Below are 24,891 nucleotides of genomic sequence, written 5' to 3' on the forward strand. Positions count from 1 at the left end.
TTAAATTACTGTTATAATTACAAAAGAGATCACTGTCCTTTATTACTAACTGTATTAGAATTATTATTTAATCTTTAGTCAAATAATAAAGGATAAATGTAAAATATATTAATCAGTTGGAGGAATATGAAATGAATTCGAAAAAGGTATTAGTTACAGGAGCAGATGGATTTATTGGCTCTCATTTAACAGAGGAACTAATACGTCAAGGTTATGACGTACGTGCTTTTGTTTATTATAATTCATTTAATTCATGGGGATGGCTTGATCAGTTGTCTAATGATATTAAACAAAGACTGGAAGTTTTCGCAGGAGACATCCGCGACCCGCATGGAGTAAGAGAAGCGATGAAGGGATGCACACATGTCCTAAATCTGGCCGCGCTCATTGCAATACCATATTCATATCATTCACCGGATACTTATGTAGATACAAATATTAAAGGAGCTTTGAATGTTGTACAAGCAGCCCGTGAATTGAATGTCGAAAAAGTGGTACATACATCTACTAGTGAAGTATACGGAACGGCGCAATATGTTCCTATAGATGAAAACCATCCATTACAAGGGCAATCACCATATTCTGCATCGAAAATTGGAGCAGATCAAATAGCGTTATCTTTTTATAAATCGTTTGATACTCCAGTTTCTATTATACGCCCGTTTAATACATACGGACCTCGTCAATCTGCTCGTGCAGTAATTCCTACAATTATTGGGCAATTAGCAGCTGGAAACAAACAGATAAAACTAGGGGCAGTAAGTCCGACGCGTGACTTTAACTATGTGAGAGATACTGTGAATGGTTTCATTTCTGTGATGAATAGTAATAAATCCAATGGTGAAGTGATAAATATTGGTTCCAACTATGAAGTTTCAATCGGAGAAACAGCGGAAATAATTGCAGATATTATGAATGTAAATTTGACGATCGAAACGGATGAACATCGTCTTCGTCCAGCTAAAAGTGAAGTAGAGCGCTTGTGGGCTGATAACCAAAAAGCGAAAGAGTTACTTGGATGGGAGCCTAACTACGGTGGTAAAGAGGGCTTTAGAAGAGGGTTAGAGGAAACGATTGAATGGTTCACCAATCCGGCAAATTTAGCAACATATAAAACGGATGTATATAATATATGAATAAACAATGGATAACATTTGCAAACGAAATAAAAGAGCTCTACAAAAAAGATTTTGTTCCGCTTCATGAACCAACTTTCGATGAAATGGAAATTGAATTTGTAACGGATTGTGTTAGTTCAGGATGGGTTTCATCAGTAGGTAAATACGTTGATCGTTTTGAGAAGGAGCTGGCTGAATTTACTGGTGTAAAACGTGCAGTTGCTGTTGTAAACGGAACTGCTGCCCTTCACATAGCATTAAAAGTAGCAGGAGTACAATCAAATGATGAGGTATTCATGCCATCTCTAACCTTTGTAGCAACAGCGAACGCAGTTTCATACTTGCAGGCATTTCCGCATTTTATTGACGTTAGTGAGGTAACGCTTGGTTTAGATCCGTTCATGCTAGAGGAGCATATCAAGGATATCGGTGAAATGCAAAATGGACATCTTGTAAACAAACAAACTGGACGAATCATCCGTGCGGTAGTACCAATGCATACTTTTGGACATTCTGTCGATCTTGACCCGCTTATTGAACTATGTGAGCGGTATAATTTAGTGCTAGTAGAAGATGCAGCAGAGTCTTTAGGTTCCTATTATAAAAGAAAACATACAGGTGGGTTTGGGAGTGTAAGTGCACTGAGCTTTAATGGAAATAAGATTATGACTACAGGTGGCGGTGGTGCTATTTTAACAAATAATGATCGCCTTGCTGATTATGCAAAGTATATAACTACGACAGCGAAGGTACCGCATCGTTGGATATATGAACACGATGAAATAGGTTTTAATTATAGAATGCCCAACATAAATGCTGCTCTTGGTTGTGCACAATTGCAAAAAGTACCTAAGTTTATCGAACAAAAAAGACAACTCGCTGAAAAATATGAGAACATAGTAAAATGTTTAGATGGTGTAACTCTTTTTAAAGAACCCGTTAATACAAAAGGAAACTATTGGTTGCAAACTTTGGTTCTGGATCAAAAACAAAATCGTGATAATATATTGGATTTTTTAAATGAAAGTGGTGTCATGTCAAGACCGATCTGGACGCCGATGGATGAATTGAAACCATTTGAAAATATGCCGAAAGCTGATTTGACAATTACAAAAAAATTGAAAAATACATTGATTAATATTCCAAGTACACCTTTGAAAGTGAAGTGAATTCATTGCGATGGAAAATATGTGTTGTTACGGGCACACGAGCAGAATACGGCCTTCTTTACTGGCTAATGAAAGAAATCCAACAAGATGCAGAGCTTGAATTACAATTAGTTGTTACAGGGATGCACCTATCACCTGAATTTGGGTTGACGTATAAACAGATTGAATTGGATGGATTTGTGATAGATGAAAAAGTAGAAATACTCTTATCATCAGACACAACCGTTGGTGTTGCCAAATCAATGGGGCTTGCCACGATTAGTTTTGCAGAGGTATTCGACCGATTGCAACCTGATTTACTAATTATTCTGGGAGATCGTTTTGAAATGATGGCTGCAGCGCAAACAGCTCTTATTATGCAATTGCCAATTGCTCATCTACATGGTGGAGAATTGACTGTTGGGGCATATGATGATGCAATCCGCCACTCGATTACCAAAATGGCATCATGGCATTTTGTAAGTACAGAATCACATCGTAATCGAGTCATTCAACTCGGAGAACATCCCAAAAATGTATGGAATGTTGGTGCTCTTGGTATCGAAAATATTTTAAAGATACCGCTTCTTTCAAAAACAGAATTGTGTACAGAACTTAAGATAGACGATAACATCCCTTTCTTTTTAATTACATATCATCCTGAAACTAATGGCAATGCAAATGGCATCTATCCACTTCTATCTGCTCTAGGTCGTTACCAGAATGTACAACTTATTTTCACAAAAGCAAATGCAGATAATGGTGGAAGGACTATCAATGAGGAAATCGAACAATTTGTTCTAAATAATCCAAATGCTTATCTATTTGAATCATTGGGCCAGTTACGTTACTTAAGTGCAGTCAAACACGCGGAGATTGTTATTGGTAACTCTTCAAGTGGAATTATCGAAGTACCCTATTTACAGACTCCAACTGTGAATTGTGGAAATCGTCAAATGGGAAGAGAATGTCCTTCTTCAGTTATTCAGACTTCTATAGACGATAATTCTGTTTGTGAAGCGATAGAAAACGCACTGAAATTTCAAGGTCCATACGGACAAATATTTGGTGACGGAGATGTATCTAAAAAGATTATTAGGCAAATAAAAAAGTTACCTTCCCAGCCAATTCAAAAGGAGTTTTATGACTTATGATACATCATCATACTTATATTATTGCTGAAGCGGGTGTTAACCATAATGGTTCACTTGAAATGGCAAAACAATTAGTAAATGTTGCGAAGCAAGCGGGCGCGGATGCAGTAAAGTTTCAAACTTTTAAAGCGGAGAATTTAGTAACACGTTCTGCACAACAAGCTAATTATCAAGTGGAAAATTTAGGTGAAGTGACATCTCAATTTAAGATGTTGAAAAAGCTCGAGTTATCTTACGATGAATTTGTGAAACTTAAATATTACTGTGATGCAAATGAAATTGAATTTTTGTCGACGCCTTTTGATATTGAAAGTGTCGATTTTTTATTGAATGATATTGGAATGAGCAAATTTAAAATCCCTTCTGGTGAGCTGACTAATAGTCCTTTTATTCATTATATTGCTACTAAGAAGAAACCAATAATTCTGTCAACTGGAATGGCGACAATGAAAGATATTCATGAAGCATTGTCATTTATTGCATACGGCTTGGCATTCCCTGACCAAGAGGTTAATCTTAATCAAGTACAAAGATTCTATCAAAAGGAAGAGGCGAGGCTGCTTCTGAGAGAGTTTGTAACCGTATTACATTGTACAACCGAATACCCAGCACCATTTGAAACAATAAATCTTTGTGCAATGAATGAGATGAAAAAAGAACTTCAGTTACCGATTGGTTTTTCGGATCATTCTGAAGGAATTGCGGTCCCAATTGCGGCAATTGCTCTTGGTGCAGTAGTAATCGAAAAGCATTTTACATTAGATCGAAATCTTCCAGGGCCTGATCATCGTGCTTCTTTGGAACCAAAAGAGTTAGAGGAAATGGTGACTGGGATTAAAGCAATTGAAGAATCTATGGGTACTGGGAATAAGAAGCCGACTCCAAAAGAACTTGATAATCGTAAAGTAGCTAGAAAAAGTATTGTAGCTAAAGTGAAAATCGCAGCTGGTGAAATATTTGCTGAACGTCATATAGCTATTAAACGTCCTGGTCACGGAATGCCTCCAAGATCGTATTGGTCTTTAATTGGAAAAGTGGCTAATCAATCTTATGAAGTGGATGAGTTAATCGATGAGTAAGCCAGTAATCATGATTGGTAATGGTGGTCATGCAGCTGTATTATTGGAAATACTAATAGCACAGAAAAGAAAAATATTAGGGTATACGGCACCAGAACAGAATAAATCCCTCTTCAATTTACCATATTTGGGTACGGATGAAGCAATCAAGTTGTATGGAAAAAATAAAATAGATCTTGTTTTAGGATTAGGAACTGTATCTGTTTCATTGCATCGTAAAGCCATTTTTGAAGCGTTTATAGCACATGGTTATTCATTTGCTAATGTTATACATTCAGCGGCAATTCTCTCTCCTTCCGTTCAGTTGGGACAAGGTATTCAAATTATGGCAGGCGCTATTCTTCAAACAAATGCGAAAATTTCGGATAATTCCATTATTAACACTGGTACAATCATTGAACATGATAGTTCAATTGGGAAGCATTCCCACATAGCGCCAGGGACAACGTTGTCTGGCGGTGTTCTGATTGGAGAAAATTGTCACATTGGTACAGGGACTTCGATTATACAAGGAATTTCAATTGGTGACGGGACATTAGTCGGTGCGGGATCCGTAGTTGTAAATGATATCGTTAAAAATAAAAAAGTTTACGGGGTACCAGCAAAGGAAGTGTAAGCATGAAAAATTGGAAAGATATCTTAATTGCTCCTGAGACGACGATTTTGCAAGCGATGAAATTGATTGATGAAACAACAATGCAATTTGCCGCTGTCGTAGATAATACTATGCACTTACTAGGCACAGTAACAGACGGAGATATTCGGCGCGGGATTTTAAAAGGATTATCTCTTGATACTCCGATAAGAGAAGTGATGAATAATGTTCCTATATGCGAACTGGAAGGTAAAAAAGCTTCTTACTATAAACAATTTATGATAAAGAGAAAGCTAAAGCAACTGCCTATCATTTTACAAGATAATATATTACATAGTGTTCTATTTTCAGATGAACTTGAACACGCAATTAAGAAAGAAAACAAAGTTGTATTAATGGTTGGTGGTCTTGGTACAAGACTTAGACCATTGACAGAAAAAATCCCGAAACCGATGTTAAATGTTGGAGATAAACCGATTTTAGAAACGATAATTGAAAGTTTTAAAAACTTTGGGTTTACCAATTTTATACTTTCAGTGAATTATAAAAAAGAAATGATTATGGATTATTTTCAAGATGGTTCACATCTTGGCGTAAATGTTGAATATATAGTAGAAACAAAAAAACTTGGTACGGCTGGAGCTCTATCATTGTTACCCGAAAAGCTAAGCGAACCTTTTTTTGTGATGAACGGTGATATATTAACGAAAATCAATTTTGAACAATTGCTTAATTTTCATAATGATACTGATTCCGTTGCGACAATGTGTGTTCGTGAATATGAATATCAAGTTCCGTATGGAGTCATTGAGACAGATAATCATAAACTTTTATCTATTGTGGAAAAACCATTACATAAAAGCTTTGTAAATGCGGGTATATATGTGTTAAATCCAAATTCGTTAGATCGAATACCTAAAGATCAATTTTTTGATATGCCTGAATTATACAAGATATTGATGCAAGAAAAAGAGATGGTCTCTGCATTTCCCTTAAGAGAGTATTGGTTGGATATAGGTCAAGTGGATGACTATGAGAAGGCAAACCTGGACTATAATGGAGGAGCTTTATGATTAATAACAAAAAGGTTGTTGCTATAATACCAGCTAGAGGTGGAAGTAAATCAATACCTCAAAAGAACATTGCAATATTGGCAGGAAAACCATTAATTGCTTGGACAATAGAAAAAGCTTTAGCAACTCCGGAAATTGACAATGTAATTGTTTCGACCGATTGTAATAATATTGCTAACGTATCCAGAAAGTATGGAGCTGAAATTAACATGAGACCAGGAGAATTTTCTCAAGATCATTCTCTTGTAATCGATACAATAAGATATGTGTTGGGTGAGTTACAAAAAGAAACAAAAGAATTTGAATACATTGTCCTTCTTGAACCAACAGCTCCATTTCGCGATATTGAAGATATTAGTAGTTGCATTAAGTTAATAGATGAGAAAAAGTATGATTCTGTTGCTACTTATACTGAAGCTTCACTTAATCCACATCGTGCTTGGAAAATAAAAGATGGTGTCCCTGAAATATTCATAGAAGGAGCAGTTCCTTGGCTTCCTAGACAAAAATTACCTGAAGCGTATCAGCTTAATGGAGCGGTATATGTAGCAAAAGTAAAAAAAATTAATAACAATAGTATTGGATTGGTTATTGGTGAAACAGGTGCAATAATAATGCCAAAAGAGAGGTCAATTGATATTGATGAACCTATTGATTTAGTAATTGCTGAAAACCTATTTAAGTTCTAATATTATTTATTAAGAGAATGGAGAGATTATAATTGAATGTAACATTAACTGAACTATTTAATCTAAGTGGGAAAACTGCTCTAGTCACAGGAGGAGCGGGTTATTTAGGTTATTCAATTAGTGAAAGTTTAGCAGAATTAGGCGCTAATATCATAATTGCAAGTAGGAATATTGAAAATAGTAAGAATAAAATTGAGGAGCTAAAAGTTCAATTTCCAAATGTTGAAATAAAAGCTGTTCAACTTGACCTGATGGATAAAGAATCAATAAGAAGCTTTGTTGATCAATTAGATTGTTTAGATATTTTAGTTAATAATGCGTGGTCGGGAAACAAAAATTCATTTGAGTCAATTTCAGACCTTGACTGGGAGTATGACATTGATATGAGTTTGAATTCGGTCTTTAGACTTGTAAAGGCAACTATGCCTAAGCTAATTGAAACTAAAGGGGTTATTCTAAATATTACTTCAATGTATGGTCATATTGCTCCTGACTATAGATTATATAATGAGGAAAAGTATACTAATCCTCCTAGTTACGGTGCTGCAAAAGCGGGTGTTATTCAATTTACAAAATACTTGTCAAGCTTTCTTGCACCTCATGAAATTAGAGTAAACTGTCTAAGTCCGGGACCGTTTCCCCACCCCGAAACTCAACAAGACGAAGAATTCATGAAAAGACTTTCGGAAAAAAATCCATTGAATAGGATTGGACAACCTCATGAAATTAAAGGTGCAGTAGCATTATTATGTTCGAATGCATCTTCGTATATGACTGGTCAAAATGTATGTGTGGATGGTGGTTGGGGTGTGTGGTAAAGAAAATTGGTTTACTTGGTCTGTCAGACGGTAACGGACATCCCTATTCATTTAGTGCGATTATAAATGGTTATAATGATGAGCACCTTAAGAAATCAAGTTGGGAAGTTATTTATAGATATATTAAAAAACGCGATCCATCTGAAATGGGCTTTGAAAATATTAGAATTACGCATGTCTGGACCCAAGAAAAAGAAATCAGTCAAAACCTTGCTTTAGCCTGTAAAATAGATCATGTCTTGGACAAATACGAGGATATGATTGGTAAAGTAGATGCTGTGATTATAGCGAGGGATGATTATGAAAATCATCTTGATATGGCTAAATTGTATTTAGAAGCGGGTTTAAAAGTATTTGTAGATAAACCATTGACTGTAGATGTTCAAGAATTACTTTATTTTAAAGATTATCTTATAAATGGACAGTTAATGTCTATGTCAGGAATGCGTTATGCAATAGAATTAGATGATATTAGATCTAACTTAAAAGATTATGGTGAGTTGAAAATTATTCAATCCTCTGTCATAAATGATTGGGAAAAATATGGTATTCATCTTCTTGATGCTGTGTTAGGAATTCTTCCAAATTCACCAGTATCAATTGAGTATATAAAAACAACTTCGGATATGTATTTACTTAATTTTGAAGATGGATTAACATGGACAATAAATATTTTAGGAAATGCTCCAAAAACTTTTAATATTAATGTTTGGGGAATTACTAAAAGAGCTTCATTTAATATAGAAGATAATTTTTCAATGTTCCGAAGAATGCTCTGGAGATTTGGACAACTTGTCTCTCAAAATGAAGTTTATTATCGACCGCATGACACTCTTGTCACTCTTTGCTTGTTAATAGGCGGACAGATTTCAAAAAAAGAGGAAAGAAAAGTGTATCTAAAAGAATTTAACAATATATTGAACTGATATTTCAAAAAAATATTGAATAGAAAGTATGAGATTATGAAAAAGGATTACATTGAGAAATTTAAGTTGACAGGTAAAACAGCTGTTGTTACGGGTGGAGCAGGAATACTAGGAAGGCATTTTTGTTCTGGGTTGGCTGATGCGGGAGCGAATGTAGCTGTTGTAGACATTCAACTTGCAGAAGCTAAAAAAGTTGCGGCTTCAATTAATGAACGCTATGCTGGACGAGCAATTGCTTTCGAATGTGATATTACATCTGAGGAGTCAGTTATTAAGATGGTTCAGGCAGTTGTAAGAGAATTTGGTGAAATAAACGTCTTGCATAACAATGCAGCTGGAAAATCGAATAATTTGGATGCATTCTTTGCTGATTTTGAAGATTATGAACTTAATCAGTGGAAAGAAATTATGAGCACAAATTTGGATGGTATGTTCCTAGTTGCGAAGCACGTTGGTAAAGTTATGAAAAAACAGGGAGAAGGAGGGTCTATCATTCAGACATCCTCTATTTATGGTGTGATGGCCCCTGATCAGCGAATATACGAAGGTTCATATTATCTTGGTCGTCAAATTAATTCCCCCGCAATTTATTCAGCATCCAAAGCAGGGGTTATTGGACTGACCAAGTATCTTGCCACCTACTGGGCAAAGGAAGGTATACGTGTTAATGCGATTACACCTGGTGGAATAGAAAGCGGACAAAATGATACTTTTAAGGAAAAATATAGCTCTCGTATTCCATTGGGGCGCATGTCACAACCAGAGGAAATGGTAGGGGCACTTATATATTTAGCATCTGATGCATCCAGTTATGTAACCGGACAGAATCTCATTGTAGATGGAGGTTTGAATGCTTGGTAATCCCCCAGAAAATATCTCGAGTTCAATTCCAATAGTTAAGATGAAATAGTTTATTTTAAATGAAAAATAGTTTTACAAAGGTAGTATACTAAAAGTTTGGGATTCTAATTTACAAATTATTATAGAGAATTTCAAAGTTTAAATTAGAAATATTTACCTATATAATGATTTTAAGTCCAAACTAAATAAGTGATTTAACTTAATATAGGTCTAATACTTATTTTTACCAATTTTCTTAACTTTTTTTTTGATTAGCCGATATAATTTATATGTGAGCGCTCTCAAATACAAGGAGGTATGAGAAATGGTAAATCGTATTGATGTTACTGGAGTTACAACGCAAGGAAGTTCTCAATTGGAGCGGAGCGGACCAGACATGGATGTCATGGTTGAAAAATTCCGAAAAATAGTTGATAAGGCCATTGAAAAGGCTGCGGATGGGGATCAGTTGCCTGCTGATCAAGCAAAGAAACTGACGGAAAGTATGAATAAGTTTTTAGAAGGTTCGAATTCAGAACTTCGATTTGAGTTCCATGAAAAATTGAATGAGTATTATGTAACAATCGTCGATCCAAAAACGCATGAAGTTATTAAAGAAATTCCCTCCAGAAAATTAATGGATGCTCACGCTGCTATGCGAGAGTTCAATGGTTTGTTTGTCAATCACAAAATATAAGGAAGGGTGATTATTTATGAAAATTGGTGGATTAGCATCTGGAATAGATACAGAATCGATCATTAATGATTTAATGAAAGTACAACGAATCCCACTTACTAAAGTTACACAAAAAAAACAAACGCTTCAGTGGCAACTAGATAGCTACCGTACTGTTAATCGAAAGGTGAAAGAGTTTAGCGATAATACGTTTAAAAATATGGTCCTTTCAACGAACTTTAATGCGAAAATTACGGAGAGTTCTGCGCCAAATGATGTTTCTATTAAAAACAAAAATTCAACAAGCGATTTTTCAGGAACGATTAAAATCGAACAGTTAGCAAAAAATTCGACAATGCAGAGTGATGTAATAGCAGCAGGTGCTGGAAAACCAGCAACAACTACTATGGCTAATCTTGGAATCACTGGAACCACACTTAAAATAAGTGCGATAGATGAAAATGGAGTAATGCAAGATAAAGATATAACTATTGCATCTACAGATAAAATTCAAGATGTAATGGATAGAATTACGAAGCAGACAGGTGTAAATGCTTTTTATGATGCTAAGACTGGTCAAATTGCAATGGCAACCAAAAATGGTGGTGCTAATACAAATGGCAGTAGTGAAATCGTTGTTACGGGTGATGGTAATATTGTTCAAAGTCTAGGTTTATCTGGAAAAACCGTTGCTCCTGCAAATAAGGGTCAAGTTGCGATATATACTGTAAATGGTCTTAGAATGGAAAGTTCAAAAAATATTGTTGATGTCAATGGGTTTGAATTTACACTTAAAGCAGCAAATAATACAGATATAAATTTTAGTACGAAGCCAGACACGGATGCAGTTTTTGATAATATCGTCAAGTTTGTAGATGACTACAATAAACTTATAGATGAGTTGAATGGTCTAGTCAGAGAAAAAACATATCGCGACTTTAAACCACTTTCAGCTGAAGAAAAAGCGGAGATGTCAGATAAAGAGATCGAATTATGGGAAGAGAAAGCCAAAAGTGGTTTGCTTAAAAACGATCCAGTCATTTCAGGTATGATAACACAGATGCGCTCTGCACTTATGGGTTCCGTTAAAGACCAGGGATCACTGAAAGATATTGGTATTGCGACTCCTAGTGGCAATTACGCTTGGCAAGAAAATGGTAAACTCGTTGTCAATGAGGCAAAGTTAAAGGAAGCCATTAACACCGACCCCGCCAAAGTCCAAAAACTATTCGCACAAACTGGTACTGCAGCGACTGCTGGTAGTTCGACAGGCGAGCAAGGATTTGCAGTTCGATTAAGAGCTATTGCAGAGAGTAGTTATAAAGAAATTCATAAGCGTGCTGGAGATTCCGGTTCTACGGAGGCTTCATTTACCTTAGGTAGAAATTTAAAAGAAATGAACAAGCAAATGGACAAGTTTCAAGATCGTTTAAAAGTCGTGGAAGAACGTTATTGGAAACAGTTTTCAGCTATGGAAAATGCAATTCAGCGTGCAAATGCACAATCTGCTAACTTGATGAATGCTCTTGGCGGTGGAGCATAATAAAGTAGTAACAAAAAGGAGAGATTTTAATGGCTACTAATAATCCTTATGCAACGTACCAGCATAACTCAGTAAATACATCGACGCCTGGCGAACTAACGCTTATGCTGTATAATGGGTGCCTGAAATTTATCCACCAGGCTAAAAATTCACTCGAAAATAATAACTTCCAAGAGATGAATCTATCGTCGCAAAAAGCGCAGGCAATTATATCTGAGTTGATGTTGACGTTAGATACATCTTATCCAGTTTCACAAAATATGCTTAGCCTATATGAATTTGTAAATAGTCGTCTCATTGATGGTAACATAAAAAAAGATGGTACGATGTTCGAGGAAGCATCTGTTATCATTACAGATTTTCGGGATACATGGAAGCAAGTTATTCAAATTAACCGTCAAAAACAATACGGGGAAGTAAATGAAATATGATTCGGCCAGCAATGAAAGTCTGGCGCGAGGTGGCCGAAACACTTCTGAAACTAACACAGCAGACAGAGGAAGCCGAACGTGATGAAACAATAGCAAATATTGAGAAATGTCTAGATATACGTGACCAATTACATTCACAAATAACTAGCCCTTTTACAGCTGAAGAAGAAGTCCTTGGCAAAGAACTTATAGAAATGGAAGGTAATATTCAACTGAAACTTGCCTTGTTCACCAAGCAAATAAAAAATAATATTTACGATGCTAAATCGAAAAAAAGTAATATGAAAAACTACGTTAACCCATATAGAAATGTAACTAAAGATGGTACGTTTTACGACACTAAAAATTAAGTAAACCTGGAAGAGAATTAATCTCTTCCAATTTTTTTTGTAGTTTTTGAAATTCATTGAAATGTAACGATTCTAGAGGAACATAACTTTTTGTCTGAGGTTGATGGAATAAAGCTAGCAATCTATTATAGTAAAAAATGAGCGGCCAAATAAATTCAGTAAGTAAACCTAATTAAAGACCCGTCAAATGGGAGGACTCATTACGTAAGCCATATGTCTCTTTTTAAACGAGTTTGAAAGTTTAAATAGAATGCTAGGTATCAGAACACTATATACTTTATTCAAACACATATTCCTTCAACAACCCCTCCAATTTCAGGGCCAACCCTATACTCCCATCGACCTTCAACTTCCCAAACATAAAAGCAGTAGTACTATTTAAATCTCCTGCAAGTAATTTCATAAAGTCTTTAGAGCTTAATGTTAATTTGCAATCAGCTTTTGTTGAAGTGTCATTTGTTACTTCTACAATACCATTTGCTAAGACTAGCTGTTTCACACTCGAATCATCCCCAGTCAAATGAAACTCATAACGTACATTTTCAGTTTGAATAGGTGATGGATTTTCATTCATCGTTGTTTCGATTAGTTGCCACGTTTCGTTCATATATAATCTCCCTTTCTATTTATGACTGAATATTCATTCATATTTTATTTTCTCACATTAAACTCTCTTTGGCGAGTTAATATTTCCTGGGAAATTTTAAAATAGTAATGTGAATCTTCAGTAGAAATGGTATTATGGATTTAATAGTTAAATAGAAGGAGGGTCTTTATGTTCAAGAAAGTGCTAATAGTAACAGTCTTACTTATTTCATTTGCATCATCTGCTAGTGCCAATACCTTATACGAAGTTAAAAAGGGGGATACACTATCGAAAGTTGCTAAGCTTCATAAAGTGACAATCAACGACATTCGTTCGTGGAATAAGCTGACGAAGGATAGTATTTATATCAAACAAAAGTTGGTTGTGAAAAAGCCCACTGTTGCGACTAAAACTCCGGTAAAGGTTGTTACTACTAAACCTGTAGTGGTTTCTAACTCACCAAAAGAAGAGACAGTTGTTACACCTGTTCAAGTAAAAGATACTTCACTTATTACAGCACCAGTTTCAGGCCAAGCAAGTAATCTATCTGCTAAGGGACAAGTTATGTATCCGTTAATAGTAGATTTTGCAAAACGTTTAGAAGGTATACCATATGTATATGGTGGTTATTCAATGTCCGGATTTGATTGCAGTGGATTTATTTATTTCTTACATGCGCAAGCAGGTTTAGATATTAATAGGCAAAGTAGTGAGAGTTACTTTACACAAACTTCTGCTGTTTCGATACCAGTTGTAGGAGATTTAGTATTTTTCCAAAATACATATAAACAAGGAATTTCTCATATGGGAATTTACATAGGCGATAATAAGTTTATCCATGCGGGTTCAAAAAATGTGGAAGTGACAAGTTTAGATTCTTCTTATTGGAAAGAACATTTTGTTTCATTCAATCGATTTAATGCATTAACTGTGAAGTAAGGCAAAGGGGGATTAGACATGAAGTGGACTATCGGTAAGAAGATGTGGCTAGGGTTTGTTACTGTTTTAGTGTTATTAATAGCTGTATCTGTTTTGTCGCTTATGACGATAATGGAAACTAGTAATAAATATAAATTTTTGCTAGATGACCGAGCGGTTAAAGTGAATATAGTAGCAGATATTGAAATTTCTCAAAAAGACACGTCCGGAGCACTAATGGATTATTTACTATTTACTACAGATGCATCCAGAGCAAGTGTAGAGGAACATCAACAAATTACGAATAATTTAACTGCTGAATTACGCAATAAGTTGTTTTCACCAGAGACGTTAGAGATGATGACAGAATTTGAAAAGAAAAATGATATGTTCGCTGCTATTAATGCAGATGCAATTAAAGCGAAAATGGAAAAAGATACTGCGGCGGTCAATAAACTTACTGCCAATGCGAAAACTACAAATGCAGATGCGTTAGTAGTACTAGAAGAAATTGAAAAGTTTTTACAAGACGATATGGATAAAACTAGAGAAGAGCTTACTAGTTATGAATTTGGGGCAAAAGTATTCGTTAGCTCCTTAGCGGCATTAGGTGTTTTACTAGGTGTTATACTTGCATACTTTATCAGTAGAAGTATTTCAGCACCCGTGAAGCGTGTTACGGCAGGCCTTACAGAAATTGCAACAGGTAACTTATTAGTTGATCCTATTGTGATTAAAAATAAAGATGAAGTCGGCGAAATGGCCACAGCATTTAATACAATGTCTAAAGACTTAAGAGATATAGTATCAGGAGTACGAGATTCTTCTATCCAGCTTGCTGCTAATGCAGAGGAACTTTCCGCTAGCTCCGAAGAAAGCTTAGCATCTTCTCAAATGGTTGCAAAATCTGCGGAAGCTCAGATGGTCTCAAGTGAACAGCAAGTGCATCATATGGATTCATCCGTCCAATCATTAACAGAACTATCACAAGGCATCAGTCAAATTTCTGTTAGCAATGAAGAAATGCTACATGCAGCAAATGATGTACAAAAACTAGTTCACACAGGATCTGATGTTGTATCAGATGTTGCTAAACAGATGGATACTATTCACACAACATTTACTGATACGACTATAATCATGAAGAATATGGAGAAACATTCCAATGATATTCAGACGGTTACTGCTTTAATAACGGATATATCAGAACAAACGAATCTATTAGCATTGAATGCGGCAATTGAAGCAGCAAGAGCTGGTGAATATGGTAAGGGCTTTGCAGTTGTAGCCGATGAGGTGCGTAAACTTGCAGAGCAATCTAAGAACTCTGCTACAGAAATAGCTTCTATGGTTCAACTGATTCAAAGTGCATCAGGTGAGGCTGTTCATGCTATAACAGATGGTGGCGAGAAAGTGGAAGCTGGTATCGCTAAAACAACAGAATCCTTAAAAGTCTTCGAAGGCATTGAAGTGGCTGTTGGAGAAGTCGGGCTTAAAGTAGAATCGGTTTCTGCAGCTATTGAGCAAATACAAGCAATGGCGGAGTCTGTTTCACAGGGCGCATTAGAAGTACAGCGACTTGCAACACTTGCAGCAGATGGAGCCAATGATACTAGTGCAGCGACAGAGCAACAAATCGCTGCAAATGAAGAGATTTCATCCAATGCACAAGCATTAGCAGATCTTGCGGAAGCATTACAAAATAATGTTAGTCATTTTAAAATTTAAATTAAAACTGTCTATCCTATGTCATTTTATATGGCATAGGATATTTTACTGGATTTTTTTGAAATTCATGTGTCCAAATACCCTGATGTTATGTATAATGATATAGTTACATTAGAATCATATAATAACAATATAAATAGGAAAAAAGGGGATATATATGAAGTTAACAATTTCTAAGAAAATGTGGTTTGGTTTTAGTGCTGTTTTACTATTACTAGTAATTACAAGTATTATTACTCAAATTGGGACTGCGAAGTTAACGGACAGATACAAGGATTTACTAGATGACGATATTGCTAAGATAGATTTAGTAGAAGAGATTACTGTCATTCAAAAAGATATGGCTACTGCTATATTAGAGTTTGTTATGTTTGGTAAGAGAGAAGCAGTGGATAAGTTTGATGCTGAAATAGAGAAAGGTTCTGTTGCAGCACGAGCTTTAATAGAAAAAGCTCCAGATGCAGAGTCCATGGAGTTAATGAAAGAGCTTCAAACAGAAACAGTGAAGTTATTTGAAAATAACAGTAAAATTATTGAAATGAAAAATGCGAATCAGCCTTTTGAACAATATGCAGCAAACTCCTCGGAAATTAATGCGGGGGTACTTGATATTTTGGCAGAAATACAACATGTTCAAGAAGGAAACTTGGCAGAAGCAAGAGTGGATTTAGAAAATTTTGAGGCTAGCACGTCCAAAATATTAATATTCTTAACTATAGCGGCAATTGTTGTTGGAGTTCTGATTTCTTATTTCATTGGAAAATCTATTTCTAGTCCAATTCAAAAAGTAACAAAAGGACTAGAAGAAATATCGAATGGTAACTTGGCAGTTGAACCGATTATAATTAAAAATAAAGATGAAGTAGGTACAATGGCGAAAACGTTTAACAAAATGTCGAGCGATTTACAACGAATTGTATCAAGTGTGCGCGATTCATCGATGCAATTAGCAGCAAATGCGGAAGAACTTTCTGCAAGCTCAGAAGAAAGTCTTGCATCTTCTCAAATGGTAGCGAAATCTGCCGAAGAGCAAATGGTAGCCAGTGAACAACAGGTAAAACATATGGAGTCCTCGATGAACTCTATGGAAGGTCTTAAGCATGGAGTTGCAGAAATAGCTTCGAGTAACGATGAAATGTTACAAGCGACAGACAGTGTGCAAACTTTAGTAACAAAGGGTTCTTCAGTAGTATCTGAAGTAGCTAACCAAATGGAAACGATCCATACTACTTTCACTGAAACAACTGAAATAATGAAAAATATGGCTAAGCATTCTGATGAAATTCAAAACATTACATCGCTTATAACGGATATCTCCGAACAAACGAACTTACTTGCATTAAATGCTGCAATTGAAGCAGCTCGTGCAGGAGAATATGGTAAAGGATTCGCGGTTGTTGCTGAAGAAGTTCGTAAGCTTGCAGAGCAATCGAAAAATTCCGCTTCTGAAATCGAGTCAATGGTTAAACTAATCCAAACTGCTTCTGGATCAGCGGTGAAAGCTATAACAACTGGGGGAGACAAAGTAGAACTTGGTCTTTCGAAAACGACAGAATCTCTTCATGTTTTCGAAGAAATTGAAACTAGTGTAGTGGATGTAGTGAACAAAGTTGAGCTAGTAACATCTGCTATTGGACAAATTCAAGAGATGGCTAATTCTGTTACAGAGAGTGCTCAACAAGTACAAACAATTGCTACGCACGCTGCAGATAGCGCAAGTGACACAAGTGCGGCTACAGAACAACAATTAGCTGCAAACGAAGAAATTTCTTCAAATGCTCAATCACTAGCAGATTTAGCAGAACAGCTACAAAATGAAGTTAGTCATTTTAAACTATAATTTTCCATGACCCTAAATTTCAATTTAGATTTAGGGCCATTTATTGCCTAAAATATAAATATTTCGACAATAAATGTAGTCAGCTCTCCACTTGTATAATTAGCATTAAGTAGCATCTATAGAGAAAAAGGGGATAATTATGAAATTAACAATTTCTAAGAAATTATGGGGTGGATTTTCAGCGGTATTGGTGTTGTTAATAATAGCGAGTGTTATGTCTATGTGGACAACTTACGATATATCAAGTAAATATGATTCATTAATCGATGAGGAAATGGAACGCGTGTCTCTTGTAGAGAAAGTGGAACTACTTCAAAAGGAAATGTCAACGTCAGTGTTAGAGTATTTAATGTTTAGCAAACTAACGTCAGTAGAAAAACTAGAAATGAATTATAAACAAGTGACGGAGATTACAGAATCACTTTCTAAGAATCTAAATGATACTACGTCAAAAGAATTAGTAGGTACGTTACAAGAGAAATCTAAACAGCTTTACGAATCAAACAGTCAAATAATTGAGTTAAAAAAGAAAAACGGAATGTACCAAAAAAATGCGTCTGAATCTACACAGTTGAATCTGGAGATTGCAGATATACTAGTGGAACTAAAAACTAATGAAGAAAAAAGAGCAAATCAAACAAGAGACGAATTAAATACGTATGTAGGAACTTCTAATATCGTTACACTAATATTAACGATTCTTAGTATCGTTGTTGGAGTGCTCGTATCATACTTTATAAGTAGAAGTATAGCTAAACCTATTAAAAAAGTGACGAATGGTCTTGCAGAAATTGCGGACGGCAATCTAACAATCGAGTCAATTACTATAAAGAATAAAGATGAAGTTGGAGAGATGGCCACTACATTTAACAAAATGTCTGGTGATTTACAACGAATAGTTTCCGGTGTTCGAGATTCATCGATGCAATTAGCAGCGAACGCGGAAGAACTTTCTGCTAGTTCCGAAGAAAGTCTGGCATCTTCCCAAATGGTTGCAAAATCTGCGGAAGCTCAAATGCTAGCAAGTGATGAACAAGTAACTCAAATGGATGCTTCGATGCAATCCATGACAGACTTACAAAAAGGTGTTTCCCAAATTGCTTCAAGTAATGACGAAATGTTAAAAGCTACAGACGGAGTACGATCTCTCGTTATACAGGGGTCTAATGTCGTTACAAATGTTGCTAGTCAAATGGATAATATTCATACTACTTTTCATGAAACAACAGAAATTATGAAAAACATGGCGAAACATTCTAATGAAATTCAAAACATTACTTCCATGATTACAGACATTTCCGATCAAACAAATCTGCTCGCGTTGAATGCAGCAATTGAAGCAGCGCGTGCTGGTGAATATGGAAAAGGCTTTGCAGTAGTAGCAGAAGAAGTGCGCAAACTTGCAGAGCAATCGAAAAACTCAGCAGCAGAAATAGCAGCCATGGTCCTGTTAATCCAAACAGCATCGAGTTCAGCAGTTAAAGCAATAACTTCGGGCGGAGAAAAAGTGGAAGAAGGCTTAGCGCAAACAACTGAATCACTAAATGTCTTCCATCAAATTGAAACAAGTGTAGACGACGTAGTACAAAAAGTAGAATCCGTCACAACCGCTATAAGTCATATCCAAGAAATATCTAGTACCGTGACAGAAAGTGTCCAACAAGTTCAAACACTAGCAACACAAGCAGCAGACGGAGCAAGTGACACAAGCGCCGCAACCGAACAACAGTTAGCAGCAAACGAAGAAATTTCATCCAATGCACAATTCCTAGCAGACTTAGCAGAAAAACTTCAAAACGAAGTAAGTCACTTTAAAATATAAGAAACACAAGCGACTCCCATTGCTTATGGGAGTCGTTTTTCTGCATAATAGAGGGAAGTTGCGTGAATGATCGGCAATGTTGCGTAAACGATGCAGGATATTGCTGAAAAGATACCTAATGTTGTGTCAACTGGAAATGAGTTGCGGAAAAAAGTGTGAGAAAGACCAATAACATTGCACAAAAGTAAATCCCTCTAATTCCCAAAGATTATCTCTTAACATTCCAGAACTCGTCACAAAGTTATCAAGGGAAATCAGGTATACTTGCGGTAGGGAGTTGTTTCGAAATGTATACATTCATTATTTTCATACATGTGATAAGTGCAGTTTTATCGATAGGTCCGTTTTTTGTTCTGTTCCCGTTATTAAATAGGATGAAAGGCAAAAGTAAAGAGATGATCGATACTTCATTAGAAGTGTTTCAAGCAGCTATTCGTCTAGTTAAACACGCTGGCCATGTGCTTGTTGGGTCAGGGATTCTTCTTGTATGGCAAGGGAACTGGTCATGGACAACCTCCTGGGTGGTTATGACAATTGTTGTGATGGTAAGTTCAATCGTATTCCTAGCAAGAGCATTTAAACCAAATATTCGAGAATTTCGCGCAGGTTCGATTGATTTGGATACACTCATCAAAAAATTAAAGTCCAATGTGTGGAAATACATATTATTGTTATTACTCATGCTATGGTTCATGGTTGCAAAGCCAAATTTGTGGTAACAGACAACCCTTTCTCTTTTTGGAGAAAGGGTTTTTATTTGTCAACTTGCGATTATCGAAGTGTATATTGTGATGTGTGATTTGCGATTCAAAAAGATATACCTCAATCAACCTCTCATCTGCCCCACAACTCTAATATCTTCCAAACTCATGTCATTTTAACAAAAAGTTCATAATTATTTTTTCTTTCTGCGAAATGCGATATATCGCAGATGAAAGCGATTACAAACAAAAAGAATATTCAAAAATAACTGACAATTTAAAATTTGGGTGTTGACGGGGCATTTTAAAGGCGATATGATATCAACAATATATTAATTATTGTGAGAAAATTCACAATGATAAATATTCAAAGCTGCAAAGCTAAACGCTACATAAGCGGAAAGTATAGGAGCGATTGAATTGAGAAGTGACATGATAAAAAAAGGCGTCGATCGCGCCCCACACAGAAGCTTGCTTTATGCAACTGGGGTTAAAACAAAAGATTTAGATAAACCGTTTATCGGTGTTTGTAACTCCTATATTGATATTATTCCTGGTCATATGCACTTAAACAAATTTGCCGAAGTTGTGAAAGCAGCTATTCGTGAAGCAGGAGGAATTCCATTTGAGTTCAACACGATTGGTGTAGACGATGGAATTGCAATGGGTCACATCGGTATGAGATATTCACTTCCTAGTCGAGAGCTTATTGCAGATTCAGCTGAAACAGTTATTAATGCGCACTGGTTCGACGGAGTGTTTTACATTCCAAACTGTGACAAGATCACACCGGGTATGTTAATGGCAGCAGTAAGAACGAATGTTCCATCTGTATTTGTTTCAGGTGGTCCGATGGAAGCTGGTACTTCAGCCGACGGGAAACAACTTTCACTCACTTCTGTGTTTGAAGGAGTAGGTTCTTATAAGTCAGGTGGTATGTCGGCTGAAGAACTACTAGATATTGAACAGAATGCGTGTCCAACATGTGGGTCATGTTCAGGTATGTTCACAGCGAACTCCATGAATTCCTTGATGGAAATGCTAGGAGTGACGCCTCCCGGTAATGGAACGATTATTGCAACTTCAGATGAACGTCATCGCCTTATAAAAGAAGCAGCCCATCATCTAATACGAATGGTAAAAGAAGATGTGAAGCCTAGAGATTTAATAACAAAAGAAACGATCGATGATGCATTTGCGCTAGATATGGCAATGGGTGGTTCAACAAACACAGTACTCCACACATTAGCAATTGCACACGAAGCTGAAATTGAATATAACGTGCGTGAGATTAATGAAGTCGCAAAACGTATACCTTACTTATCGAAGATTATGCCAGCATCTGATTACTCCATGCATGATGTTCATCTAGCAGGAGGAGTTAGTGCCATTATAAAAGAGCTTTGTGAGATTCCTGGAGCGGTTCATCCAGATCGACTAACGATTACTGGAAAATCACTCTATGAAAATGTGAAAGAAGCAGAAATTACGAATGATCAAGTCATACGCCGAAAAGAAAACCCATATAGTCCTGTAGGAGGCTTATCCGTATTATTTGGAAATATTGCTCCTGAAGGCGGAGTTATTAAAGTAGGTGCGGTGGATCCTTCTATTAAAGAGTTCACTGGTAAAGCGATTGTGTTTGATTCGCAAGAAGCTGCACAAGAAGCGATTGATGATGGTACCGTTCAAGCAGGTCATGTCGTTGTTATCCGCTACGAAGGTCCAAAGGGTGGACCAGGAATGCCGGAAATGCTTGGACCGACTTCCGCGATTCAAGGTCGCGGATTAGGAACACAAGTAGCACTAATAACAGACGGTCGTTTCTCCGGAGCATCTCGAGGGATTTCAATCGGACATATTTCTCCAGAAGCTGCAGACGGTGGACCAATTGCTTTAGTTCAAAATGATGATTTGATCGCTATTGATTTAACAAATAGAACGATAGATTTACAAGTTAGCGATGAGGAATTAGCTACTAGAAAAGCAAACTTACAACCATTTGAACCAAAGATTAAAAAAGGTTATTTAGCAAGATATTCAAAACTAGTAACATCAGCAAGTACTGGTGGAGTTATGAAAATCTAAGGATAAACTTTACAAACGGTTTTTATAAAAAATCAAATAGATAAATCATTGATGAGGCAAAAGTTAAAGGAACCTTGTATTAACAGAGAGTCGGTGTGGTGGGAACCGACAATACAACCTTTAGCGACATCCCCTCGGAGTGAAGTGTTGAACGGGAAACCTTTTAGATACTTCCGGGTGTAGTTTAGCTACTCTCGTTATAAATGGATAGTGGGCAATTGCTTGTTATCTGCGAGGTAGCGGTTGCGCTACGAACTAGGGTGGTACCATGAAAAGAATTTCATCCCTATACAAAAGAACGTTGGTTTCTTTGTGTGGGGTGAGATTCTTTTCTTTTTTATACATTTAACTTTAGTCATTTAAAGTGAGAGTAAAGTGAAGTTTTACAAGCGAACTGGGCGATTTGATTAAAAAGGAGGAATTAATGATGAAGTTGACCGTTGAGGAAACTGAGCAAGTTTATGAAGAGCTAATAACCACACAGGCTCCTACACAGTTGAATGGTGCAGATGTTTTTATCGAAACGTTAAAGAAGCATCAGGTTGAAGTAATATTTGGTTATCCAGGTGGTGCGGTTTTACCTATTTATGACGCATTGTACAAAAATCCGATTAAACATATTCTTGCAAGACATGAACAAGGCGCTATTCATGCAGCGGAAGGATATGCCCGTGTTTCTGGAAAAGTTGGAGTAGTGATTGCTACTTCGGGACCAGGTGCAACGAATTTAGTTACCGGCATTGCCGATGCGATGATGGATTCCATTCCGTTAGTCGTGTTTACGGGGCAGGTTGCTACAACCGTGATTGGTACAGATGCATTCCAAGAAGCAGATATTATCGGTATTACGCAGCCTATAACTAAACATAATTACCAAGTAAAAGATGTAGCTGATTTTCCAAGAATCATCAACGAAGCTTTTCATATTGCTTCTACAGGTCGTCCAGGACCAGTTGTCGTAGATATACCTAAAAATATGGCTACCGGATTGTTCGTAACGCCAAAAGATGAAGATCAGGAAGTAAATCTTCCAGGGTATCAGCCAACGACAAAGCCAAACTTTTTACAAATTCAAAAAGCGGCTCAAGCTATTTCTACCGCCAAACAACCGTTAATCCTTGCTGGAGCAGGAGTATTATTTGCAAAAGCATCAGACGAACTTACTGAATTTGCTGAAAAGTATCAAATTCCAGTAACGAATACGCTGCTAGGATTAGGGGGTATCGAAGGTAATCATCCACTATTCCTCGGAATGGCAGGCATGCACGGAACCTATACAGCGAATATGGCCATCCAAACATGTGACTTACTTATAAACGTCGGTGCACGGTTTGATGACCGTTTAACAGGAAATTTAAATTACTTTGCTCCAAACGCTAGAGTTGTTCATATTGATATAGATCCAGCAGAAATTGGCAAAAACGTTCCAACAGAAATTCCGATTGTAGCGGATGCGAAAGAAGCATTAGAAGCTTTGATAGCGCATGAAGCACCGAATGGAAATACAGCTGCTTGGTTAGAAAGCTTAAATATTTCTAAAGAGCAATATCCATTTCATTATCAAGCAAGCGAAGAACGTGGATTGCTTCCGCAGCAAGTTCTCGAGCTAGTGCATGAGTATACAAACGGAGACGCGGTTGTCACAACAGACGTTGGACAGCATCAGATGTGGACCGCGCAATACTATAAATTTAGGTCACCACATAACTGGGTAACATCCGGTGGACTAGGGACGATGGGATTTGGTTTCCCAGCAGCAATTGGTGCACAGTTAGCAAAGCCTGATGCGAAAGTGGTTTCAATTGTTGGGGATGCAGGTTTCCAAATGACGTTACAGGAATTATCTCTATTACAAGAGCTGAGAATTCCAGTAAAGGTAATTATTTTAAACAATCAAGCACTTGGTATGGTCCGCCAGTGGCAAGAGACCTTCCACGGTGAAAGGTACTCACAATCATTAATTTCGGTTCAACCAGATTTCGTGAAACTAGCGGAAGCTTACGATATCAAAGGGTATAAAATTGAAACGTTTGAAGACGCGAAGGTTCAGTTAAAAGAAGCATTAGAATCAGATGAACCAGTTTTAATCGATTGCCGAGTAGTACAAAAAGAATTAGTTTATCCAATGGTTGTTCCAGGCACAGCTCTACATGAAATGATTGGGGTGAAGCCAGAATGAAACGAATCATCACAGTAACCGTGATCAATCAAAGTGGAGTACTAAATCGTGTGACTGGCTTACTCATGAAGCGTCAGTTCAACATTGAAAGCATCACAGTCGGGCATACAGAAAATCCGCAAATTTCTAAAATGACATTTGTAGTAAATGTGGAGGATGAACAAAAGCTTGAGCAGCTATTAAAGCAGCTACAAAAACAAGTAGATGTTCTGAAAGTAAATGATATTACCGAAAAACAAATTGTCGTAAGAGAACTGGCACTCGTAAAAGTTGCGTCGCCACCAACTGTAAGAGCAGAGGTTAATAGTATTATAGAACCTTTCCGTGCTTCTATTATTGATACTGGTAAAAACGTAGTCACCTTCCAAGTAACAGGTAGTCCAGAAAAAATTGATGCATTCATCGATTTGCTCAAACCCTATGGCATTAAAGAACTAACAAGAACAGGCGTAACCGCATTTGTACGCGAGACACAGAAAGTAAACGGCCCACAGCTATCCATTTTGAAATAATTAAAACTCATTTGATTGTATTGTAATGTGGGGAACGTCCGCGGAAAGCGTCCGCATGAAACGGAAATCTATCATTA

Annotated in this window: 23 protein-coding genes and 1 other annotated feature; of the genes, 22 read left to right on the forward strand and 1 reads right to left on the reverse strand. The window is 36.7% G+C overall.

Going from position 1 to position 24,891, the window contains the following annotated elements; genetic code table 11:
- Nucleotides 1-131 precede the first annotated feature (131 nt).
- The 14 genes from MKX53_RS04375 (at nucleotide 132) to MKX53_RS04440 (ending at nucleotide 12,440) form a co-directional block, all read left to right on the forward strand.
- Nucleotides 132-1,136 carry an NAD-dependent 4,6-dehydratase LegB gene (locus MKX53_RS04375; RefSeq protein WP_340909430.1) on the forward strand — a complete coding sequence of 335 codons (1,005 nt, stop codon included), beginning with the start codon at nucleotides 132-134 and terminating at the stop codon, nucleotides 1,134-1,136.
- The gene (locus MKX53_RS04380; RefSeq protein WP_340909432.1) at nucleotides 1,133-2,287 is read left to right on the forward strand and encodes a LegC family aminotransferase; all 1,155 of its coding nucleotides are present in this window, start codon (nucleotides 1,133-1,135) and stop codon (nucleotides 2,285-2,287) included. The genes MKX53_RS04375 and MKX53_RS04380 overlap by 4 nt, the downstream gene beginning before the upstream one ends.
- 5 nt (nucleotides 2,288-2,292) lie before the next feature.
- Nucleotides 2,293-3,420, forward strand: coding sequence for a UDP-N-acetylglucosamine 2-epimerase (gene neuC / locus MKX53_RS04385; RefSeq protein ID WP_340909434.1), 1,128 nt, complete (start codon nucleotides 2,293-2,295; stop codon nucleotides 3,418-3,420).
- Entirely contained in the window at nucleotides 3,417-4,499 is a 1,083-nt protein-coding gene (gene neuB / locus MKX53_RS04390; RefSeq protein ID WP_340909439.1) for an N-acetylneuraminate synthase, read from the forward strand. Before neuC ends, neuB begins: the two co-directional genes overlap by 4 nt.
- Entirely contained in the window at nucleotides 4,492-5,115 is a 624-nt protein-coding gene (locus MKX53_RS04395; protein WP_340909441.1) for an acetyltransferase, read from the forward strand. Before neuB ends, MKX53_RS04395 begins: the two co-directional genes overlap by 8 nt.
- A gap of 2 nt (nucleotides 5,116-5,117) precedes the next feature.
- Nucleotides 5,118-6,167 (forward strand): nucleotidyltransferase family protein, encoded by a 1,050-nt coding sequence (locus tag MKX53_RS04400; RefSeq protein WP_340909444.1) that lies wholly within the window; start codon nucleotides 5,118-5,120, stop codon nucleotides 6,165-6,167.
- The gene (locus MKX53_RS04405) at nucleotides 6,164-6,856 is read left to right on the forward strand and encodes an acylneuraminate cytidylyltransferase family protein (protein WP_340909446.1); all 693 of its coding nucleotides are present in this window, start codon (nucleotides 6,164-6,166) and stop codon (nucleotides 6,854-6,856) included. Before MKX53_RS04400 ends, MKX53_RS04405 begins: the two co-directional genes overlap by 4 nt.
- Nucleotides 6,857-6,888: 32 nt before the next feature.
- Nucleotides 6,889-7,674 carry an SDR family oxidoreductase gene (locus MKX53_RS04410; protein ID WP_340909448.1) on the forward strand — a complete coding sequence of 262 codons (786 nt, stop codon included), beginning with the start codon at nucleotides 6,889-6,891 and terminating at the stop codon, nucleotides 7,672-7,674.
- A complete protein-coding gene (locus tag MKX53_RS04415; RefSeq protein WP_340909449.1) occupies nucleotides 7,668-8,600 on the forward strand; it encodes a Gfo/Idh/MocA family oxidoreductase in 933 nt (310 codons plus the stop codon). Before MKX53_RS04410 ends, MKX53_RS04415 begins: the two co-directional genes overlap by 7 nt.
- 36 nt (nucleotides 8,601-8,636) lie before the next feature.
- On the forward strand, nucleotides 8,637-9,461 hold the full coding sequence (locus tag MKX53_RS04420; RefSeq protein ID WP_340909451.1) for an SDR family oxidoreductase: 825 nt from the start codon (nucleotides 8,637-8,639) through the stop codon (nucleotides 9,459-9,461).
- Nucleotides 9,462-9,765: 304 nt separating this feature from the next.
- The gene (locus MKX53_RS04425; RefSeq protein WP_340909454.1) at nucleotides 9,766-10,137 is read left to right on the forward strand and encodes a flagellar protein FlaG; all 372 of its coding nucleotides are present in this window, start codon (nucleotides 9,766-9,768) and stop codon (nucleotides 10,135-10,137) included.
- 16 nt (nucleotides 10,138-10,153) lie between these two features.
- A complete protein-coding gene (fliD, locus tag MKX53_RS04430) occupies nucleotides 10,154-11,659 on the forward strand; it encodes a flagellar filament capping protein FliD (protein WP_340909456.1) in 1,506 nt (501 codons plus the stop codon).
- 29 nt (nucleotides 11,660-11,688) lie between these two features.
- Nucleotides 11,689-12,090 carry a flagellar export chaperone FliS gene (gene fliS / locus MKX53_RS04435; RefSeq protein ID WP_340909459.1) on the forward strand — a complete coding sequence of 134 codons (402 nt, stop codon included), beginning with the start codon at nucleotides 11,689-11,691 and terminating at the stop codon, nucleotides 12,088-12,090.
- Nucleotides 12,087-12,440: a hypothetical protein gene (locus MKX53_RS04440; protein ID WP_340909461.1), complete on the forward strand. Its 354-nt coding sequence runs from the start codon at nucleotides 12,087-12,089 to the stop codon at nucleotides 12,438-12,440. The genes fliS and MKX53_RS04440 overlap by 4 nt, the downstream gene beginning before the upstream one ends.
- Nucleotides 12,441-12,717: 277 nt before the next feature.
- On the opposite strand, the gene MKX53_RS04445 is transcribed toward MKX53_RS04440, so the two are convergent.
- Complete coding sequence (locus MKX53_RS04445) at nucleotides 12,718-13,047, reverse strand: SCP2 sterol-binding domain-containing protein (protein WP_340909463.1); 330 nt, start codon at nucleotides 13,045-13,047, stop codon at nucleotides 12,718-12,720.
- 168 nt (nucleotides 13,048-13,215) lie between these two features.
- On the opposite strand from MKX53_RS04445, the gene MKX53_RS04450 reads away from it, so the two are divergent.
- The 8 genes from MKX53_RS04450 (at nucleotide 13,216) to ilvN (ending at nucleotide 24,814) form a co-directional block, all read left to right on the forward strand.
- Nucleotides 13,216-13,965 carry a C40 family peptidase gene (locus MKX53_RS04450; RefSeq protein ID WP_340909464.1) on the forward strand — a complete coding sequence of 250 codons (750 nt, stop codon included), beginning with the start codon at nucleotides 13,216-13,218 and terminating at the stop codon, nucleotides 13,963-13,965.
- An 18-nt stretch (nucleotides 13,966-13,983) separates the two neighbouring features.
- On the forward strand, nucleotides 13,984-15,672 hold the full coding sequence (locus MKX53_RS04455; RefSeq protein ID WP_340909465.1) for a methyl-accepting chemotaxis protein: 1,689 nt from the start codon (nucleotides 13,984-13,986) through the stop codon (nucleotides 15,670-15,672).
- Between the two features lie 157 nt (nucleotides 15,673-15,829).
- Nucleotides 15,830-17,512, forward strand: coding sequence for a methyl-accepting chemotaxis protein (locus tag MKX53_RS04460; protein WP_340909466.1), 1,683 nt, complete (start codon nucleotides 15,830-15,832; stop codon nucleotides 17,510-17,512).
- A 139-nt stretch (nucleotides 17,513-17,651) separates the two neighbouring features.
- Nucleotides 17,652-19,334, forward strand: a complete 1,683-nt coding sequence (locus MKX53_RS04465; RefSeq protein ID WP_340909468.1) for a methyl-accepting chemotaxis protein — start codon at nucleotides 17,652-17,654, stop codon at nucleotides 19,332-19,334.
- A 287-nt stretch (nucleotides 19,335-19,621) separates the two neighbouring features.
- Nucleotides 19,622-20,053 carry a hypothetical protein gene (locus MKX53_RS04470; RefSeq protein WP_340909471.1) on the forward strand — a complete coding sequence of 144 codons (432 nt, stop codon included), beginning with the start codon at nucleotides 19,622-19,624 and terminating at the stop codon, nucleotides 20,051-20,053.
- A 402-nt stretch (nucleotides 20,054-20,455) separates the two neighbouring features.
- The gene (ilvD, locus tag MKX53_RS04475) at nucleotides 20,456-22,123 is read left to right on the forward strand and encodes a dihydroxy-acid dehydratase (RefSeq protein ID WP_340909473.1); all 1,668 of its coding nucleotides are present in this window, start codon (nucleotides 20,456-20,458) and stop codon (nucleotides 22,121-22,123) included.
- Nucleotides 22,124-22,162: 39 nt separating this feature from the next.
- Nucleotides 22,163-22,414 (forward strand) — a binding site (T-box leader).
- Between the two features lie 136 nt (nucleotides 22,415-22,550).
- Complete coding sequence (ilvB, locus tag MKX53_RS04480) at nucleotides 22,551-24,302, forward strand: acetolactate synthase large subunit (protein WP_340913236.1); 1,752 nt, start codon at nucleotides 22,551-22,553, stop codon at nucleotides 24,300-24,302.
- Nucleotides 24,299-24,814, forward strand: a complete 516-nt coding sequence (gene ilvN, locus MKX53_RS04485; RefSeq protein ID WP_093537301.1) for an acetolactate synthase small subunit — start codon at nucleotides 24,299-24,301, stop codon at nucleotides 24,812-24,814. The genes ilvB and ilvN overlap by 4 nt, the downstream gene beginning before the upstream one ends.
- The last annotated feature ends 77 nt before the right edge of the window (nucleotides 24,815-24,891 follow it).

The organism is Psychrobacillus sp. FSL K6-4615, from assembly GCF_038008225.1.
In the GTDB taxonomy this organism is placed as follows: Bacteria; Bacillota; Bacilli; order Bacillales_A; family Planococcaceae; genus Psychrobacillus; species Psychrobacillus psychrotolerans.